19 protein-coding genes and 1 tRNA gene are annotated in these 19,236 nt (G+C 47.8%); 12 read left to right on the forward strand and 8 right to left on the reverse strand.

The features are described from left to right. The first annotated feature begins 13 nt into the window (after window positions 1–13). The 8 genes from GA003_03100 (at window position 14) to GA003_03135 (ending at window position 8,552) form a co-directional block, all read left to right on the forward strand. Window positions 14–535 (forward strand): NADH-quinone oxidoreductase subunit J, encoded by a 522-nt coding sequence (locus tag GA003_03100; protein ID QXD28982.1) that lies wholly within the window; start codon window positions 14–16, stop codon window positions 533–535. Further along, entirely contained in the window at window positions 532–837 is a 306-nt protein-coding gene (nuoK, locus tag GA003_03105; GenBank protein ID QXD28983.1) for an NADH-quinone oxidoreductase subunit NuoK, read from the forward strand. Before GA003_03100 ends, nuoK begins: the two co-directional genes overlap by 4 nt. 1 nt (window position 838) lies before the next feature. Continuing rightward, window positions 839–2,743: an NADH-quinone oxidoreductase subunit L gene (gene nuoL / locus GA003_03110; GenBank protein ID QXD28984.1), complete on the forward strand. Its 1,905-nt coding sequence runs from the start codon at window positions 839–841 to the stop codon at window positions 2,741–2,743. Between the two features lie 15 nt (window positions 2,744–2,758). Then, window positions 2,759–4,348: an NADH-quinone oxidoreductase subunit M gene (locus GA003_03115; protein ID QXD28985.1), complete on the forward strand. Its 1,590-nt coding sequence runs from the start codon at window positions 2,759–2,761 to the stop codon at window positions 4,346–4,348. A gap of 6 nt (window positions 4,349–4,354) precedes the next feature. Further along, window positions 4,355–5,881 carry an NADH-quinone oxidoreductase subunit N gene (locus GA003_03120; GenBank protein ID QXD28986.1) on the forward strand — a complete coding sequence of 509 codons (1,527 nt, stop codon included), beginning with the start codon at window positions 4,355–4,357 and terminating at the stop codon, window positions 5,879–5,881. 95 nt (window positions 5,882–5,976) lie between these two features. Beyond that, complete coding sequence (locus GA003_03125) at window positions 5,977–7,323, forward strand: FAD-dependent thymidylate synthase (protein ID QXD28987.1); 1,347 nt, start codon at window positions 5,977–5,979, stop codon at window positions 7,321–7,323. 9 nt (window positions 7,324–7,332) lie between these two features. Continuing rightward, window positions 7,333–7,617 (forward strand): hypothetical protein, encoded by a 285-nt coding sequence (locus tag GA003_03130; protein QXD28988.1) that lies wholly within the window; start codon window positions 7,333–7,335, stop codon window positions 7,615–7,617. A 167-nt stretch (window positions 7,618–7,784) separates the two neighbouring features. Further along, the gene (locus tag GA003_03135) at window positions 7,785–8,552 is read left to right on the forward strand and encodes an endonuclease/exonuclease/phosphatase family protein (GenBank protein QXD28989.1); all 768 of its coding nucleotides are present in this window, start codon (window positions 7,785–7,787) and stop codon (window positions 8,550–8,552) included. 12 nt (window positions 8,553–8,564) lie between these two features. Here the strand turns inward: GA003_03135 and GA003_03140 are convergent, their stop codons facing one another. The 3 genes from GA003_03140 to GA003_03150 all read right to left on the reverse strand — a co-directional run bounded on the left by GA003_03140 (window position 8,565) and on the right by GA003_03150 (window position 10,497). Beyond that, entirely contained in the window at window positions 8,565–8,861 is a 297-nt protein-coding gene (locus GA003_03140) for a hypothetical protein (protein ID QXD28990.1), read from the reverse strand. Window position 8,862: 1 nt separating this feature from the next. Next, window positions 8,863–9,855, reverse strand: a complete 993-nt coding sequence (locus GA003_03145; GenBank protein ID QXD28991.1) for a ComEC/Rec2 family competence protein — start codon at window positions 9,853–9,855, stop codon at window positions 8,863–8,865. A 78-nt stretch (window positions 9,856–9,933) separates the two neighbouring features. After that, window positions 9,934–10,497 carry a hypothetical protein gene (locus GA003_03150; GenBank protein QXD28992.1) on the reverse strand — a complete coding sequence of 188 codons (564 nt, stop codon included), beginning with the start codon at window positions 10,495–10,497 and terminating at the stop codon, window positions 9,934–9,936. A 106-nt stretch (window positions 10,498–10,603) separates the two neighbouring features. Here GA003_03150 and GA003_03155 point away from each other — a divergent pair, with 106 nt between their 5' ends. The 4 genes from GA003_03155 to lpdA all read left to right on the forward strand — a co-directional run bounded on the left by GA003_03155 (window position 10,604) and on the right by lpdA (window position 14,391). Then, the gene (locus GA003_03155) at window positions 10,604–11,938 is read left to right on the forward strand and encodes a replication-associated recombination protein A (protein ID QXD28993.1); all 1,335 of its coding nucleotides are present in this window, start codon (window positions 10,604–10,606) and stop codon (window positions 11,936–11,938) included. Between the two features lie 18 nt (window positions 11,939–11,956). Continuing rightward, complete coding sequence (locus GA003_03160; protein ID QXD28994.1) at window positions 11,957–12,406, forward strand: hypothetical protein; 450 nt, start codon at window positions 11,957–11,959, stop codon at window positions 12,404–12,406. A 3-nt stretch (window positions 12,407–12,409) separates the two neighbouring features. Further along, the gene (locus tag GA003_03165; GenBank protein ID QXD28995.1) at window positions 12,410–12,886 is read left to right on the forward strand and encodes a phage holin family protein; all 477 of its coding nucleotides are present in this window, start codon (window positions 12,410–12,412) and stop codon (window positions 12,884–12,886) included. Between the two features lie 107 nt (window positions 12,887–12,993). Continuing rightward, window positions 12,994–14,391 carry a dihydrolipoyl dehydrogenase gene (gene lpdA, locus GA003_03170; protein ID QXD28996.1) on the forward strand — a complete coding sequence of 466 codons (1,398 nt, stop codon included), beginning with the start codon at window positions 12,994–12,996 and terminating at the stop codon, window positions 14,389–14,391. A gap of 65 nt (window positions 14,392–14,456) precedes the next feature. Here the strand turns inward: lpdA and GA003_03175 are convergent. The 5 genes from GA003_03175 to dnaK all read right to left on the reverse strand — a co-directional run bounded on the left by GA003_03175 (window position 14,457) and on the right by dnaK (window position 19,155). After that, a tRNA-Arg gene (locus GA003_03175) sits at window positions 14,457–14,531 on the reverse strand. A gap of 105 nt (window positions 14,532–14,636) precedes the next feature. After that, entirely contained in the window at window positions 14,637–15,083 is a 447-nt protein-coding gene (locus GA003_03180) for a hypothetical protein (GenBank protein QXD28997.1), read from the reverse strand. Window positions 15,084–15,163: 80 nt separating this feature from the next. After that, window positions 15,164–16,261, reverse strand: coding sequence for an alanine--glyoxylate aminotransferase family protein (locus GA003_03185; protein QXD28998.1), 1,098 nt, complete (start codon window positions 16,259–16,261; stop codon window positions 15,164–15,166). Window positions 16,262–16,356: 95 nt separating this feature from the next. Further along, window positions 16,357–16,962, reverse strand: a complete 606-nt coding sequence (locus GA003_03190) for a 3'-5' exonuclease domain-containing protein 2 (protein QXD28999.1) — start codon at window positions 16,960–16,962, stop codon at window positions 16,357–16,359. Between the two features lie 255 nt (window positions 16,963–17,217). Then, window positions 17,218–19,155 carry a molecular chaperone DnaK gene (gene dnaK, locus GA003_03195; GenBank protein QXD29000.1) on the reverse strand — a complete coding sequence of 646 codons (1,938 nt, stop codon included), beginning with the start codon at window positions 19,153–19,155 and terminating at the stop codon, window positions 17,218–17,220. Window positions 19,156–19,236 lie beyond the last annotated feature (81 nt).

Below are 19,236 nucleotides of genomic sequence, written 5' to 3' on the forward strand. Positions count from 1 at the left end.
CTGACCTATTCACATGGTTGACTTTCTATTCTATATGTTCGCCCTGACTACGCTCCTTGGAGCGGGATCGGTTGTTTTTAGCCGCAATCCGGTCAATGCGGCAATGCTACTGATTGTCTCGTTTGTTGGCACAGCATCTTTGTTCATTGTGCTTGGAGCTTACTTCCTGGCAGCCGTTCAATTGGCTGTTTATGCAGGAGCGGTCATCGTTCTCTTTCTGTTTATCATCATGCTACTGAATGTGGATACATCACGAAAGTGGAAGCCCAGTTACTTTACTATGGCTGGCGCGGTGATCGCCGGGGTTTTGATGGTATTGGCTGTCCTGCATCTTTTCAAAAGAGTTGAAAACTTCACTACCGATACGCTAAGTGAATCAGCTCCGATTGGAACGACGACTCAGTCTTTCGGCGTCGAGCTGTTTACGACTTACATGCTGCCATTTCAACTGGCCGGTATCCTGTTACTCATTGCGATGCTTGGAGTCATCTTCATCAGTAAGCGGACTTCGGATAAAGGAAAGGAGGCTGCATGACTATTGGACTGAATGAATTTCTGATCGTTAGCGGACTTCTATTTACCATTGGTTTTGTGGGGCTTCTCATTCGTCGCAATACGCTGATCCTTTTTATGTGTCTGGAGATCATGCTCAATGGCGTGAACCTGGCCTTAATTTCTTTCTCACGATTCAACGGCACCATGGATGGGAATCTCATGGTATTCTTTATTATCACTGTTGCCGCAGCTGAAGTGGCGGTGGGTCTTGCCATAATCGTAGCCCTCTTCCGCAAACGGGAGACGGTATTTGTCGATGAACTTAACTCTTTGAAAAACTGATATGAGTACATCCTTATTATATCAGTTGTTATTTTTGATTCCGCTTGTGACTGCGGGTATCATTGCCTGTTTCTTACGCAAGAAACACAACCTGGCCGCTCAGTTATCGGTATTGTCAGGCGCTGTGTTTTCGGCGATCGGATTATACCTGATCTACGTGCGCCCGGAGGGGCAGCTCTCATTGGCTTGGCTGAGCCTCTCGGGTCCGGCGGGTAAGTCCTTTGATCTGAGCTTCGGTGTTCTGTTTAATGATCTATCGGCCTTGATGTTGCTGGTGCTTATTATCGTCGGGTTTCTGGTTCAGGTATTCAGTCTTGGATACATGAAGAATGATTCTTCCAAAGCTCGGTTCTTTGGTGGATTATCCATCTTCATGTTCGCCATGCTGGGAATCGTTCTAGCGGACAACCTGGTAATGATTTTTATCTTCTGGGAGTTGGTTGGCTTCGGTTCGTATGTGTTGATCAACCACTACTTCGAGAAACCAACGGCGGTTGCTGCCTCAAAGAAAGCCTTTATTGTTAATCGGTTAGGGGACTTTGGTTTTCTACTTGGAATTGTATTTGTTTACCAACGCTTTGGTACATTCGATCTGGTCGAGTTAGCGGAGATGACGGGACACCACGGTGAATTGCTTTCGACGACCATGGGGCTCCTGTTATTCTGTGGAGTCCTTGGGAAATCGGCGCAAATGCCTCTGCACGTTTGGTTGCCGGACGCCATGGAAGGCCCAACGCCGATCTCTGCTTTGATCCACGCCGCTACCATGGTGGCCGCTGGTATCTATTTTACCGCTCGCGTCTACTTCCTTATGACGCCGGAGGCCTTGAATGCCATCATGTGGGTGGGGACGATCACCGCCGCATTTGCCGCACTGGTCGCGTTTGGTCAAAAGGACATTAAGAAGGTTCTGGCGTTTTCAACACTTTCCCAACTCGGCTACATGGTAGCTGCACTGGGGCTAGGAGCTTATGCGGCATCTCACGGACATGATGGTGAAGCCGCTCTGGCAACGGGCGCTGCGATTGCCATGTTCCACTTGACTACTCACGCTTTCTTCAAGGCTCTCCTGTTCCTCAATTCAGGTTCCATTATCGATGCCTGTCATCACGAGCAGGATATCTACAAGATGGGTGGACTTTCGAAAAAGATGCCCATTACTTTTGCCACCTTTGGTATTGGGCTGTTGGCGATAGGAGGATTTCCGTTCCTTTCCGGCTTCTACAGTAAGGACACGATTTTGCATCTGGCTCATGAAGCTCCTGCTCATGGAGGATCGCCGCTTGTTTATTACATCCTTCTGGCAACTGCCGCTTTGACCGGACTCTACATGGCGCGCCTTTTTGTGGTGACCTTCTTTGGGAAGGCTCGTTCCGAAAATGCTGAGCATGCCAAGGAGAGTGGTCCTGCGATGGTTCTACCATTGGTCATTCTCGCAGTGCTGTCAGTGATCGGTGGGTACGATTGGTTTTTTGGCCATACCTTCGAATCGGTTAGGAGTAACATTCCGCATGCGACAGGTTCATTTAAAACCTTAATGATCATTACCGGTACTCTCTTTTCGATCGGTGGAATTGTTTTGGCCTGGCTGATCTGGAATCCGAGCAAAGAGGCGGACACTCTGGAGACTGCCATGCCTGGAGTGTTTAAAGCATTAGCAGCTCGTCTATATATTGACGCTGCTTACGATTGGTATGTTGAAAAGATCCAGGATCGTGTGGCGCTGATTCTCAGTTTCTTGGATCAACTATTTATTTCTGGTCTCATGGTCCGTGGCACTGCCGGGGTCTTGGGTTTATTTGGAATCATTTCCCGCTCTATGCATGTGGGAAATCTCGGTGGCTATGTCTATTGGTTTGCCATCGGAGTTCTGGTCCTGGGAGCCATTGCCTTTGGAATCCTTTAGAGGAAGCACCTGATCATGAGCAATTATTCGATACTTCTTTTAAGCACTATCCTGGTTCCCCTGCTGGTCGCCATCGTTTTACTGGCTGCTGGACGATTGCCCAAGGGTGTGACTCAATTCCTTGCTACCCTTGGGTTTTTCTTCCCCGCACTGGGTGGACTCATTCTATGGCGAGGATTTCAACCGGTTGATGCAACAGGCTACGATTATCTAACCTCATTGCCAACAGGCCTTGAGGGATTAGGGATTACACTGAAGTTGGGAATGAATGGACTTTCCATGCCGCTATTCTTTATGGCGGGTGTGGTGGGGCTCGCTGCAGGTATTTATGCCATGCAGAGTCGAGCTGAGCGTATGCAGCAATACCTCATGCTTCTTCTCTTTATGCAGGCGGGCTTGATGGGAGTCTTTGCTTCAGTTGATGTCTTTTTCTTTTATTTCTTCCACGAGTTGGCTTTGATCCCGACCTTCATCTGTATCGGTGTATGGGGTGGACGAGATCGCCATTCGGCGGCAATGGAAATGACGATTTACCTGACCTTGGGAGCGATGCTTTCTCTCATCGGTTTGTTGGCCATTTATTTCCAAAGTGGAGCTGAGTCATTCGATATGATCTCTTTGAAGGCGGCTGTAGCCAATGCTCCGATTACTGGAGACTGGCAGAACATCATCTTTGGATTGTTGATGTTTGGCTTCGGAATCCTGGTCTCTCTGTTTCCGTTTCACTCCTGGGCACCTCGCGGATATGCGTCCGCTCCGACTTCGGTCGCAATGCTCCATGCCGGTGTGCTAAAAAAGTTTGGACTGTATGGTTTTATTCAAGTCGCCTTGCCTCTGGTTCCTGCGGGAGCCATTCATTGGCAAGGGTTGTTAGCAGGACTTGGTTTGGCTGGTGTGCTTATCATTGGTTTGATCACCATTGCACAGCGCGATTTGAAAGAAATGGTGGGTTTCAGTTCTGTGATGCACATGGGATATTGTTTCCTGGGTGTGGCCTGTGTTTCAGTGCTGGGTGCCGCGGGTGTTGTGATCACGATGGTGGCACACGGTCTGACTGTTGCCTTACTGTTTCTCCTGGTTCATGTGGTTTACCGACGGACAGACACTTACGATATGGATGACATGGGTGGTTTGGTTAAGAAAACACCAGCGTTGGCTGCTATCTTTTCCGCCGCGGTATTTGCCAGTATTGGATTACCCGGACCTGGCATGTTGAATTTCTTTGGTGAATTTACCATCTTTGCTGCGCTCTGGGAGTACAGCCGTTTGATCACGGCTGGAGCTGTCTTGGGAGTAATCATTTCAGCTATCTATGGATTGCGAGCTATTGCCCGTACCTTTTTTGGCCCCCCTTCTGAGGCCCTTGAAAAGCATTTGGCTGAAAATTCGGTGAAGGACATTACGACGGGAGAAAAAATCCCGACGTTTATCCTACTCGTTACCATGGTCGTGATTGGCCTTTTCCCACGTCTTATGACGGACGACATGCAGCGTAGTCTGGACGCGAACTTCCAAAGTATCCATTCCGGCATTGAGCAACTGGCTTTTGAGGAAGAAGAGTCAGAGCAAGAGCTCGCCAGTATTTCACCCCCCCACAGACAATAAACAGACATGAATTGGGAATCCTATAAAAGTATCGCCGATACCAATCTCTGGAGTGCTATCCTTCCTGAGTTTGTTCTGGTTATTCTTGCGCTGTCCCTACTTCTGCTCGACATGTTCGGAGGATCGAAGGGTCGCGGTTTGGTAGGGCGTGTGACGATTCTGGGCTTGTCAGTGCTGTTTATTCTTATTTTGACGGTACTGCGTGACAATTTGGGTATTCTAAATCAGACGACGTTTAGTGGAATGCTCATGCACTCTGACTTTGGTCAGGTTATGCGGCTGTTCTTTTTGGCCAGCTCATTGCTCACCGCATACTTGGGAAGTGTATTCTTGAAGAAACAAGGACTCCCCGGAACAGAGTTCTATGCCATTACCCTGCTTGTGACTGCCAGTTTGATGCTGTTGTCGCAGAGTAATAATTTTGTCCTGCTCTTTGTCGCTCTGGAAACGGTAACCATTGGTTTTTACGTTTTGGTCAGTTACAATCGGGATCGATCCAACAGTTTGGAAGCCGGGCTCAAGTACCTCATCATGGGAGGCTTCAGCACTGCGATTCTATTGATGGGGATTGTATTACTTTACGGAATCGGCAGTAGCCCGGTTCTGGAAGGAGCAACCGCACATGCCTTAAACTTTTCTGAGCTCCGCAGCTTTCTTGCACTCAACAGTGACAATTTGATCGCTAAGGTTGGGGTACTGTTGGTGGTTGCCGGTGTGGCATTTAAGATAGGGTCTGTGCCTTTCCAAATTTGGATACCGGATGTGTATCAGGGGGCACCCACTCCCGTAACAGCTGCACTGGCCGTTTCCTCTAAAGCAGGTGGATTTGCCGTTCTGATTGCTTTAGTTTCTGGACCTTTTCAGCCAATGGCCGACCTGCTTATACCGGTGCTGAGTGTGATGGCTATAATTACCATTTTATTTGGCAACATTGCTGCGCTGACCCAGCAGAATGTGAAACGCCTTATTGGCCTTTCAGGAGTATCTCATGCTGGATACTTGCTCATGGGTGTGGTTGCGATGTTCACGGTACCCTCTGCTCAAAATGCGATTGTCTTTTACCTGATCACCTACCTCCTCGCTTCTTATGCAGTGTTTGGTGTGATGGCGCATGTCTCGAAACGTGGTGAAGATGATGCTCAGAATTTGGGTGACTATCAGGGCATGTTGAAAGAAAGCCCGTTTCTTGCAGGTGTTTTGGTATTGGGACTGGCATCACTGGCAGGAATTCCTCCTCTTGCCGGATTTATTGGAAAACTGCTTCTGTTCTATGCGGCCTTCCAAGCTGAGCTCTATACGCTGCTGGCTGTAGCCATCGTTGGTGTTGTGATTTCCATTTATTACTACTTTGGCTGGATCAAGGAAGCTACTTTCCGGGTTTGGAAATTACCTCTGCTTGAAGGAGAAGAGCCCGAAGAGCCTCGTGAATGGCCAGAGGTGTCCAGAACAGCTCGTTTGACTCTCGGGGGACTTGCTCTGCTGGCGTTGTTACTTGGGCTTTATCAAGGCCCGCTGAGTGCTCTGATTGGTTAGACGCTTCTGTCTCCAAAAAAAGACCATAAAAGCTGCGTTGATCAGGGATTTTTCCTCGCACTGGAATTGCAAAGATCTAGGCTTCAGAAAAACCTATGAATGTTACCGGAATCGCCCTGGTTTCTCCCGAAGCTGCTGAAGGAAATCCTAAATTAACACCCGAGCTACTAGCCTCCGTTCTTGCCCGCTATTCTCGATCTAACATCGGTCTCGAAAATATACTCGAGAAGGTGGATCTAAATGAGGCGGATGCTTCCATCGACCGAATCTTGAAGTTCGTCGACTATGGTCACGCATCTATCGCAGGGCTGACGGGTGGTATTGCGATGGCGGTTGATGATATTTCAATGTGGCTCGCTTATAAACTGTTTGAGATAGCCCAGATGGCAGACGGACAGGAATCGAGTACTCGCTATATCAGTATGGACGAGTCCAGCCTTCCGGAGCCTGAGGAGATCGGTATCCCTACTGGGTTGGCCAAAGAATGGAAGTCGATTATGTCTGAAAGCTTTCATGCATATGAAGCTGAATATGAGCGGATGGATAAATTGGCGACCGAACAACCTGATCTGGTCGGCTATCCAGAAAACGCCAAGCCGCTCGTGGTTAAGCGGATTCGAAAAAATTATGCTCTGGATCGCGCTCGTTACTTCATGCCTTTTGCTTGTAAAACCAGTATGGCATTGGTCATGAGCTCACGTATGTGGACAGAAGCGATTAAGCATCTGGAATCGCTTCCTCAGGGTGAAGCACATGCCTGTGCCGAGGGATTGAGGAATGAGTTAACCAAGTTCTCTCCTAGATTGGTTAAGCATAGTAAGAAAGAGTTTTCATACGAATATCAGGCACGTCAGGAATTTGAATACAGTCTGAAGTTAGGCCTTGATACATTGTCCACAGAAAATCGGCCCGATGAAGTATGGGTGAAAGTGGATAACGATTTACCCGATTTCCTGCCTGAATCCCAAAGTATGGAGGATGCTTTAGGACAACGTGCAAATCGTTATGGGAGGTGTGGCACCTCGATCCGTCGTATGCGTGTCGGTTTTGCATGGAATAACATGGCCATTGCTGAACTGCGTGACCTCAACCGTCACCGGACGGGGCATCGATTTACACCGATGATCCAGAACGGGTTCTATTTGCCTCCTGAAGTAGATCCTGCACCGCACAAATATTTGCTGAAACGTCAGGAAGCCCTTCTAAAGACGTTGATGGAATTGAAATCTCCAGCTTACGTTTATGGATTGTTGTTGGGCTCTCAAACGCCCTTTGAGCATAGCACGCATGCAGACAAGTTTGTCTACGAAGCAGAGTTGAGAACCGGGATGGGAGCTCACTTCCGATATGCAGATCATTTAAGTAAAGCGCTGCACAAGTTCTGGGAACTGGTGCCTGAATCAAAACCCTTTATTACTGAAGGAACCGCAGAACCTGAGTAATTTGCATCGGTGAAATTACTCCTCCTCATTTTTCTTTTTGCTTCGTTGTCTCTGGCGGCGGTGGAGAAGGTAGGTCCTGCGAATCCAAAGCAGATTGACGAGAAGAAGGTGATTGAATCCGTTGGTAAGGAAATCTCTGTTCTGGATAAGAAACCAGCTTCTCAGCTGTACCGTTCCTGGGTAAACCCGGTTCAATCGGTTCGGCGTCCGGTCGCTCAGGTGAACAGGGTGAAAGTCATTCAACCGGGTGTTCGGCAACCACAGCTGGAACAAAATTTTTCACAAATGAAGTAGTGGAAGCCCGTCCGAATGGTTCAGGCGTATGAAAAAAGTAAAGATTTTGACAAAGTTCTTAACCCATTGTCCCTGAGAGACTTTAATCGATTCATATATCAGCGTAATCCAAGTTCTCCCTGATTCTCTAACGGTTATAGGATCTGGTTAACGTTTGATTTTGATACATGGGCACTTTTCGGCTCCTACAGTTCAATATGCAATATGGCCAGGTTTGGGATCCTTCCAAGCCTGATTCTGCACCGACTCGTCTAGAGGATACCGTTCGCACATTGTCACTCTATGACGCGGATATCATCATGCTTCAAGAGGTGGAACAGGTCCAAGCCGGTGGTCAGCAAGTACAGCCGCCACCGAACTTTGAGTATCTGAAACAGGCTCTCCCCAATTACCAAAGTGTGTTTGCTTATCCCCCACAGGATACGAGGGAATTACCCTTTGGGTTTGGATTAGCCATATTCTCCCGATTTCCCATTTTAAGTAGTAAGACGACCACGCTTCCGGGCGCACCCCTTATGTTTGAGTTTGAGGGAGAAAAAACATCACCTACGGATCGGGTTTTATTAACGGCTGAAATAGACGTTAATGGGAAGCATCTCCAATTTATGAATACGCATCTTCAGGCGTATTTTATGATCAACGCTTCAAGTGATGATTATCCCCAACAGCGCGAAATGGTCCTGGAGCAGTCCATGTCATTCGAGGGCCCTGTAGTTCTCACCGGGGATTTCAATACGGCTCCCAATGAACAACTAGTTGCCAGCTATGAGGCAGCGGGGTTACGCACGATGCAAAAGGATTCAGTGACATGGAAGCGTATGCCGTATGTGCTAGACCATATTTTCTTCAAAAACCACTTAGTGCTTAAGGGCGGAACGGTTGATGAAGTCTTATCGTCAGATCACCATCTCCTCGTAGCCGATTTTGAGATCTAAGAGCCTGGATTCTTAGGCACCTCTTTGCTGCCCTGAACGTACACGTTCTTTTGCAGATTCCCGATCTGATTCGATGCGCTCTAAATCAATTCTCAATTCCTCTTGCGCTTTTGCAGCGTCTTGAAAGTCGCCCTTTGCGTTTGCCTCTGCAACGCGTTTGTCATGACTAATCTTGCGCTCAGCGGCTTTGGCGTTGTACTTATTATCGAGGTCAGAAAGCTCTTCCTTTTGCTCGTCGGTCAGTGGAGCATGTTCGTTGGGGCTTTCGGCATTGAGCCGTTCCATGGCAAGTTCGTAGGCAGATTTCATTTTAGAAAGACTGAATTAGACTGTTAAGAAAAATCATTCCTGAGCTCAAGACAACTGGAAAGCAAAAGAGCCATCGTTTTCGAAGTTTACAACCATGGCCAAATAAGAGTGCTGAAATGAAAAGGAGCACCGTGAGAAATGCCAAACCTTCCCAGGACCATTGCATCGGTAGGAAGGTGAATGGTAAAGTCACAATCCAATCCAGTAGGGTTCCCATTAAGCTAATGAGGAGTAGGGGCGCATGGTTGAAAAAGGCTGAGACAGACAACCATGGTAGAAAGTCTGTGATTATCGAGAATAGGCCCGCAATGATTATCAGAGAAGCAGAGGGGACGAGTAACATGTTCAAGCAGACTGCGAAGGGAGCCATCAGCCCGAAGTAAAGAATACTAAGGGGAGCACTTGCCAGGGTTGCCGAAAGACTGATGCAGAAAGTACTGACGACCACCTCCCAGGTTTTATTTAATAACTTTGTAAGTGAATTCTGATGCTTCTCTTTTTGTAACTGAGACCGCTGCCATCGTTCCCGGAGATACTGATAGAGAGGAATGCCCCAAAGAAGTATCCCTGAGACTACAGTGTAGGAGAGTTGAAACCCTGCTGAAAATAATTGAGTTGGAGATATGATCAAAACGACTACGGCTGATGCTACCAGGGTCTGAAAGGGGGGCATTTGCCGAACTAATGATTGTCCCAGCCAGAAGAATGCAGTCATAGCGAAAGCCCGAACCGCAGATGGACTTGCTCCGGTGACTTCCACGTAAAGATACACGAGTGTCAGGCCAAGGAAGACTGAGATTTGTTTGGGGATTCTCAAAACAAGAAAAATGCCAGCCCATGTAACGGCAACGATTCCAACGTGAAGCCCGCTAATCGCAAACAAATGCAGAGTCCCTGTCCGGATGAAGAGCTCCTTGTTCTCTTCACTGAGTCCACCTTTTATTCCAAGCATCATTCCTCTATAGATGGACAACTCCTCCTGGTATGGATCCATTTCTAAGCCAAGACTATCGATGGCTCGTTTTCTAACATGGCTGATAAATCTTTCGAAGGGCGTTCCATCTTTGGGGACTTACTGAAGGACCGCACGATTGAAAATGAGTGGGATGGATTGTCCGATCAGGTACTTCTCAAACAGGGTGGGCGAATCCTTGGCTGGTAGATAGCTGAGAACACCTTTGCTTTCCAAATACTGCCCTCGATGGATTTTTAAATCAGCGGTCTCAATCGAGAAGAATATAGGAAATTCGATGAGAGATTTGAGGTGGTCCTCAGCATGAGTAATTTCCGCAATACCCTTTGTGACCTCCTGGTCCCGGCTTGCGTAAAGGCGTTTTACTTTCATCGTGAGATGCGCTTCTCGTGCTGGGAGTTCGGCCCAGTGTCCAGGATATATCCGACTCTGCTGGTAGTAGCTTAGGGAGGCTATGAAGACACCGAGAAGAATGAGGGTGGGCCATAGCGTCGACCGTGTGGCGTGTCGGTGAGCATAGAATAATGAGAGGATTATAAATAGACCAGCAACAGGGATGCTAATCCATACTGACAGGATGGGTAGATGGTGGCCGGCGATATAGCCTCCTATTATTGGAATGAGGAGCCAGAGAAGAGGAGTTCTGAAAGACTGGCTGGCCATGGACCGTATGGTTTCATTTTCTTCGAGCGTGTAAACTCATTTCAGCTCCTTACAGATTGAACTTTGGTTTGCAGGGCGTGACTGAGATTGCTTTATAGAGGGCTTAATGGCGGATTCTTTTCAGGCCTCTTTGTTTAATTCTGACTCTGCGGAACAAGTGGATGCTTCTCGCAAACCCTTGGCTGCGCGCATGCGTCCTCGTACCATGGGTGAGATCATCGGGCAGACGCACCTGTTAAGGGAAGGCACCTTGTTACCCAAATTGATTCAGTCAGATCGATTTGGTTCACTTCTTTTTTGGGGGCCTCCGGGTTGTGGAAAAACAACCTTTGCGAGTGTGATTGCTCAGGAAACCAACAGTCGGTTCATGCAAATCAATGCAGTGCTTTCTAATGTTGCCGAGTTAAAACAAATACTCCTCTCAGCTAGAAGTAATCCCTCTGCCAGGACCGTGCTTTTTATTGATGAGCTTCATCGGTTCAATAAAGCTCAACAAGATTTGCTTCTGCCGGATGTTGAGGAAGGAAACATCCGGCTGATTGGAGCTACGACACACAATCCAGGTTTCTATATTATTCCACCTCTGGTAAGTCGAAGTCACTTGTTCAAACTAAAGTCTCTAACTGAGGAACAAGTGGCACTAGCGCTCGAGCGCGCTCTTCACGATGATGATCGAGGATTGGGCAAACGTGGAGTAAAGATATCACCTGAATTGTTACTGGACTTAGCTAAACTCTGTGACGGCGATATGCGTCGTGCTTTGAACGCTTTGGAAGTCGTTGTCGAAAGTATGGAAGAGGGGCATGAAGTTTCAGAATCTGATCTTGAGGCTTTTGCCAGCGAACGACAGATCCGGTATGACGCCGATGAGGATGAGCATTACAACACGGCTTCCGCATTCATCAAAAGCATGCGTGGCGGCGACCCAGATGCCGCACTTTACTGGATGGCTAAAATGTTGGCTGGAGGTGAAGATCCTCGGTTTATTGCGCGTAGATTGGTTATACTTGCCAGTGAGGATGTCGGGATGGCCGATCCGATGGCCTTACCCCTTGCGATTGCGGCGAAAGAGGCCTGCGAATTTGTGGGACAGCCCGAATGTGAGCTAAACCTTGCACATGCTGTAATTTACCTGGCGACAGCGCCCAAGAGTAATTCTGCAACTCAAGCATTGGGGAAGGTGAAGCACTATTTTGGCGATAATGCAGTTCAAGATGTCCCCAAATGGCTGCAAGACAGTCATAGCAAGGTTTCCAAAGAAATGGGACAGGGTGAAGGATACCTCTACAGTCATGAGTTCCCAGAGGCTATTTCTGGGCAGGATTATATGTTAAATCCTCAACAATTTTACTCCCCAGGTGCTTCAGGTCGTGAAAAATTTGTTTCAGAGCGACTTCGCTATTGGAAGGAACTTAAATCCCAAATAAAGACTCAGAACTAATTGAAACTGTCGTTAGCCATGAAAAAACGTATATTCAGTCTGCTTCTTATTCTGGGATTAACCGCTGTAATCTCCTCAGCTTATGCTCAGGAATCGGATGAACCAGAGGTTCTGAAGGGCATGTTCCTCGAACGATCGGATGGCACCTTCCTCCATGTAGAGATGGTCGTTATGCGCATGAAATTCAAAGTGGTGGATGAGAACTTTAATCCTTTGGAGGAACCTGTATTTACCAAGGGTGTGATGCGTGTGGAAGTAAAAGGCCGAGACAGTGAACGCGTGGCGATTTCAAAGGCGAGTGATGGAAAGTCCTTACAAAGTGCGAAAACAATTCGTAAGCCTCATATCCTGGAAGCCAGAGGACGCCTATTTAAAGGGGGGGATGACACGACAGGAGAACCTTTCTTTGTTCGATACAATCAGCATCGACTCGAGGAAAAGGAAGTCGTCTCAGTACCTGAGAAGTAACTCATGCCGACTCCTCAAAAGGCTTTCCATATACGAGTTCTCCTTAAACAATGGGTTATTATCGCCCTGGGAGTTTCGGTGGCCTCTTTTCTGAATGACGGTATTCAGTTTGATTCAGCGACCAGCCTGGTGTTTGGAGTATTGTTCATTTCCCTTCTCAATGTGTTTATCAAGCCAGCCCTGTTTTTCTTTGGTCTGCCATTTATCGTGATGTCCCTTGGCCTGGGCCTCCTGCTTATTAATGCTCTGATTTTTGCTCTCGCAGGTTCCTTGGTTCCAGGATTTCACATTGCCGACTTTTGGTCTGCCTTCTGGGGTGCTGTAGTGGTCAGTTTGATGACTCTATTCGTGAATGCCTTTCTCATTCGACCCAAGGTGACTGTGACTCGGATGCATACCGGCCCCAAACGAGATGCACACAAGGTCAAAGGGGGAGCGAAGGAATACAAGGGGAAGCTCGACGATATCATCGATGTCTAGTCCGGTGACGCTGAATACGGCTAAAAATAGAGTCTCAGAAAGGCTCCTTTCTCACTTGTATTCTACCCAATAGGCATAGATTGTCTCTGCCTTCATTATTTTACGCTATGGCAGAATCAAATGAATATGATTTAGTGGTGATCGGTGGAGGTCCCGCTGGTTATGCAGGGGCAATCCGCGCAGGACAACTGGGTAAGAAAGTTGCCTGTGTCGAAATGGATCGACCAGGAGGAACCTGTTTGAACTGGGGGTGTATACCTTCCAAGGCTTTGTTAAAGAGTGCCGAACTCTATCAGAAGATGCTACATGCTGCAGATTTTGGTCTCAGCGCTGAGAATGTAGGCTTCGATTTTGAGAAGGTCGTTTCGCGCTCACGCGGCGTTGCGGATCAAATGGCCAATGGCATTGAATTTCTCTTCAAGAAAAACAAGGTCGATCACATTAAAGGTTTAGGCCAAGTCACAGTCCCCGGCATGGTCGAAATTAAGGACGGTCCGGACAAAGGAAAATTCCTGAAGGCGAAGAACGTCCTTTTGGCCACTGGCTGTAAGATGCGGCCTTTTCCAGGACTCGAGCTCGACGGCGAAAAAGTCATGACGTCGCGCGAGGCTCTGGCTCGTAAAAAGCAGCCAGAAAGTATACTGGTGATTGGTGCTGGAGCGATCGGTGTGGAATTTGCCTATTTCTACAATGCCTTGGGAACTAAAGCTACCTTGGTGGAAGTGATCGACCAAGTGCTCCCTGTTGAAGACCAGGATGTGGCCAAGCTGCTTGCACGCTCTTTTAAAAAGCAAGGCATCAGTGTCCATACCAGTACTAAGGTTGAGAATGTTCAGGTCACCGATAAAGGGGTCACGGCTGACTTGGTCAAGGGGGACAAAGTCACCCCTATCGAAGTAGACTCAGTACTTTCAGCCATCGGTGTGGTTCCGAATCTGGAAGGCGCTGTTTCAAGCAAGATTAAGCTCAATGAAGACCGCGGTTACCTCACCGTAGACCAAAATTACTCTACCAATGTCGAAGGTATCTATGCTGCAGGTGACATTATTGGCCCACCTTGGTTGGCGCACGTAGCAACCTATGAAGCACTACAAGCGGTCAATGGTATGTTTGGAGCGGGTACACCTAATCGTGTAACGTTGTTTCCAGGCTGTACCTACTGCTTACCACAAGTTGCCAGTATCGGAAAAACAGAGCAGGCGGTTAAGGAATCCGGAGTTTCCTACAAAGTGGGCAAGTTCCCTTTTGCTGCGTCAGGAAAAGCGGTTGCCTCCAATGCATCCGAAGGATTTGTGAAGGTTATTTCTTCTGAAGAGGATGGAGAGATTCTCGGGGTCCACATCATTGGAGCGGATGCTACTGAGCTCATTGCCGAATATGCTTTGGCCATGCACCTTGAGGCAACTCCCTTGGAAATTCATGAAACCATTCATGCTCACCCAACCTTGAGTGAAGCACTCATGGAAGCCGCCGCAGATATCGAAGGCGAAGCCATTCACATCTAATTTAACTCGCACAGCGAGTACATAAAAAACTCCATCTTAGCGGTGGAGATTTTTGTTTCTTTGAATGGCACTCCCGCCGGGAGTCGAACCCAGATCATCGGCTCCGGAGGCCGGCATTCTATCCATTGAACTACAGGAGCATCCAAAAAAGAGATGGGACGATCTAGAACCGGATGTGCAAAGTCAAATGCCTTTTGGACCGTGGATTGGTTCCTCAAAATTCGTTTGAAGAAGCCCCATCTAGATCAGGACTCGTACTCGGTAATGGCTGAGACGACACCCTCTTCAAATTCAATTTCGGAAAAGATTTCCTGGTGTTCAGAATAGGTGTGTACGTAGCGCGGGACATGGTAGACGCGAAAGACTTTATACTTTGCATCGTAGTAGACTCGACGCTCATATCCGGCTAAATGAGTTCCTTCACTTTGTGTGTAAATGCGAGTATATATCCAAACTACCTTATCCTTGCCGTCTTTGAACTGACGCTTCTTCTTATCTGGTTCCCCCATGATGAAGTATACAACATCTGGCGAATGACCGATATCTAGCGTTTTATTTTCGACGGCAGACTGTTCTTCAGAGGACAAAGCCGCGAACCGATCCGGATGTTTTTTGATTCGATACTCCGTAGAGTCGCAACCAGCCCAGACCAGCGCCAAGACTAGGATGCCTATGTATCTCCAATACTTCATAACAATGCCCTCAAATTAACCGACTTATACGTATATAACCAGCGCATTGGATGAAAGTTTCACGGCCATCTAAATTTCGATTATCCCAAAGTCGCCTTCAATGCCTCTACCAACTGGTCGACGCTAGAAGGAGCGGCGTTATTGCCCATAAGGCCTATACGCCATATTTTGCCGGCCATAGGTCCGAGACCTGCTCCGACTTCAATCATATGTTCATTTCGGATTCGTCCGCGCATACCGGCTTCATCAAGACCTTCAGGTAGTGATAAGGTCGTGAGTGGGTTCAAACGCTCGTTTTCCGGCACAAAAGGGCTGAATCCAAAGCTTTCTAACTCTTTTATTAGATAGTTCGCGGCATCGGCATGGCGTTGCCACCTGTTTTCAAGACCTTCTTCCAGGATCTCTGTTAAACTGGTGTGCAGCCCATAAATCATGTTTATGGGCGGGGTGTGGTGATAGCTTCTGCCGCCGGTGCCATCGACATACATAAGCAGCTGCTCCAAATCGAAATAGAAGCTGGGAACTGGATTCTTACGATTTCGAAATACTTCAACAGCTCGATCTGAAATGGTTACAGGCGAAAGACCCGGTGGCACTGAAAGGCATTTCTGAGTACCCGAGAAAGCCACATCCACCCCCCAAGCGTCGATTTCAACTGGCATACCAGCAAGCGAGGTTACGCAGTCAATCATCAGCAAACCACCCGCTTCGTGCACGGCCTCGCCAATTCCATCCATAGGTTGGTAAACTCCAGTGGAGGTTTCTCCGTTTACGACCATGGCCAGTTTTGGCTGCTCACGTTTTACCACTTCGATAAATTCTTGATTGTCGATCGCGCGTCCCCATTCCTGGGAGACTTCGAAGACTTCAGCGCCCAGGCGTTTTGCCAGGTTTGCTGCCCGTCCTCCGAAAACTCCATTCACGCCGACAACGAATTTGTCTCCTGGCTCAAGAAAGTTAACCAGTAGAAACTCCATCCCGGAACTGCCAGTCCCTGATATGGGGAAAGTGACTGAATTCTCTGTTTTGAACAGTGAACGTAACCCGGATTTGACTTCTTCAACTAATTCCAGGAACTCGCCATCCATGTGGCCGAGAGTAGGGGCTCCTAGAGATTCAAGGACGCGTTGACTGGGATTGCAGGGGCCGGGGCCGAGTAATAAGACATTCGAATTCATAATGGAAAAGATTTAAAAAAGAGCGCCAACTCTAAGGCGTAAACAACATTTGTTACTTTGCTGGAGGCGAATGATTCGAACAAGAGGAGTTTCGATCAGGATACCAGTTCGAGTTCTTGGAACTTTAAGTAGAGCTTCAGGCTTACCCAGGCATCGGTGGCGGCGTAGGCCAGTTGATTGGGAGTCAAAGTGCTTTGTGCCCAATTGGTGAGCTGGGCAGATTTAGAAAGTCTTCCGCCTAGAAGGATCCCTGTCATATTGCGTAGTCCACGCTTCAGAATTCCTGCATCATTGGCAACGGATGCAACATCCATGAATCCGGATGGCTTAAATTTCCTTACTTTTTGCAGGTGCTTGATGTCGTCGTGCAAAGCGACACCCACCTTCACAGTGGCCTCCGTCTGAAGTAGGTGCAGTATCGCCTTATGGATTCCTTTTCCGTTTATCCGAAAGAGCCAGGCTTCTTCTTGAGTCGCAAATTGGATCAAGGCTGGAGGGTAACTAACACCCTTCTTGAAGGAAGGTTTAGTTTCTGTGTCAAAACCCAGAACTTTTTCCTGAAGTAAACGTTCAACAGCCGGTTGGACTTGGTCTTTCTGATCGATCACATGGATGGGACCATCAAATCGCATTAACGGGAGGGCGTTAATTTCTTCGCGCGTAATCGTCGAATTTTCCAGATTGGTATTGGTATTCTCCATGTATAAGTGGGACTAAATCGATAACAAGACCCTGATTGCTAGGCTTCTAGGTGGTAACAAGATGAAGATCGATTTAAAGGGTATAGTTGATAGGAAATGACCGATCAAATAAAGCAAAAATTGATGGTACTATCACTGGCTATTCGTGAGCTTTATATCTTTTTCACAGATAATCGTTCGAATACCCATATTTTCGTGACATAAAAAAAGCGCTTCTCCGAAGAGAAGCGCTTTAGAAAACTATATTAGAGGAGCCTATTTTTTGTCCTCATCTACCACTTCGAAGTCAGCGTCTACCACATCGTCGTCTGCTTTTGCAGCGCCGCCAGAGTCGGCAGATGCTTCTCCAGCTGGTGGAGGCGGCGGAGGAGCTCCTTCAGGTCCACCTTGAGGATGAAGATCCTGGGCCATGGTTGCGAAGGTACTTTGGATTTTATCCATCGCTGCCTTCATCTCATCCGGATTGTCCGTCTCAAGTGCTTTCTTGCCTTCTGCCAGAACAGCCGTGATTTCAGACTTTTTATCTTCAGGCAGCTTGTCACCAGCTTCCTCAATTTGCTTCTCGGTTTGATAAATCAAGTTATCGAGATTGTTTTTGGATTCAACGGCTTCCTTCTTTTTCAAGTCGGCATCAGCGTTCAATTCGGCCTCTTGTTTCATCTTTTCAATCTCATCCTGGTCTAGTCCGGATGAATTCGAAATGGTGATTTTCTGGTCCTTGCCAGTTCCCTTGTCTTTTGCGGAAACGTTCAGGATACCATTAGCATCGATGTCGAAGGTGACTTCAATCTGTGGCATGCCGCGTTGTGCAGCTGGAATACCATCCAGACGGAAATTACCCAGCAATTTGTTATCATTCGCCATGGAGCGTTCTCCTTGCAGGATCTTGATATCTACTGCTGTTTGGTTGTCGGCATAGGTTGAGAAAACCTGAGACTTTTTTGCAGGAATAGTGGTGTTGCGCTCGATCATCGGTGTACTCACTGCACCCGCGGTTTCAATACCGAGAGTCAATGGAGTCACATCGAGAAGAAGGACGTCCTTCATGTCACCCGCGAGAACGGCACCCTGAATAGCAGCTCCAATGGCTACTACTTCGTCAGGATTCACACCCTTGTGAGGATCCTTACCTGCGAGCTCGTTTGCTATCTCAGTTACCTTAGGCGCACGAGTCATTCCTCCTACCAAAACCAGATCGTCGATTTCAGACTGGCTGAGTCCTGAGTCTTCCAGGCATTTTCTGAATGGGCCGGTTGTGCGTTGGAACAGGTGATCGGTCAGTTGTTCGAATTTCGAACGGCTTAACTGAACATTCAAGTGCTTGGGTCCTGTAGCGTCTGCGGTAATAAAGGGAAGGTTGATGTCCGTAGACTGTGCAGATGACAGAGCAATCTTTGCTTTTTCTGCTTCTTCCTTCAAGCGCTGTAAGGCCATTGGGTCGTTACGTAGATCAATGCCATTTTCGCTTTTAAACTCTTCGATCATCCAGTCGATGATCGCGGTATCCCAGTTGTCTCCACCAAGATGAGTGTCACCGTTGGTTGCTTTTACTTCGAAGACACCATCGCCAATTTCGAGGATGGATACATCAAACGTTCCACCACCTAAATCGTATACTGCGATTCTGGATTCGCTTTTCTTGTCTAAGCCATAAGCAAGAGCCGCCGCTGTGGGTTCATTGATGATACGCAGGACTTCAAGACCTGCAATCGTGCCAGCATCCTTAGTTGCTTGGCGCTGAGAGTCATTGAAGTAGGCCGGAACCGTGATAACTGCTTTTGAAACAGTTTCTCCCAAGTAGGCTTCGGCATCTGATTTAAGTTTCTGCAGGATAAAGGCCGAAATTTGCTCAGGTGCGAATGTCTCGTCTTCTCCGTTGGAGTTCGCTTTTACGTAGGCGTCTGAATTTTTGCCTTCAGCCACTTCGTAGGGAAGTCCGGAGGCTTCTTCTGTGACCTCAGTAAACTTGCGACCAATCAGGCGCTTCGCCGAAAAAATCGTGTTCTGCGGGTTGGTTACTGCTTGGCGTTTGGCACTTTGACCAACGAGGCGTTCTCCATTTTTCGTGAATGCCACAACGGATGGGGTCGTGCGCGCACCTTCGGCGTTTGGTATTACGACGGGTTCTCCGCCTTCCAATACCGCCATACAGGAGTTGGTTGTACCTAGATCAATTCCCAAAATTTTGTTCATGATTCCCGAGGATTGCAGGATGGATGCCATGTTCGTAAAACCTTGAAGGATAAACGATTAACTTTTTATGTCTCGATATTA

It is taken from the genome of Opitutia bacterium ISCC 52 (assembly GCA_014529675.2).
Classification (GTDB): domain Bacteria; phylum Verrucomicrobiota; class Verrucomicrobiia; order Opitutales; family UBA2995; genus UBA2995.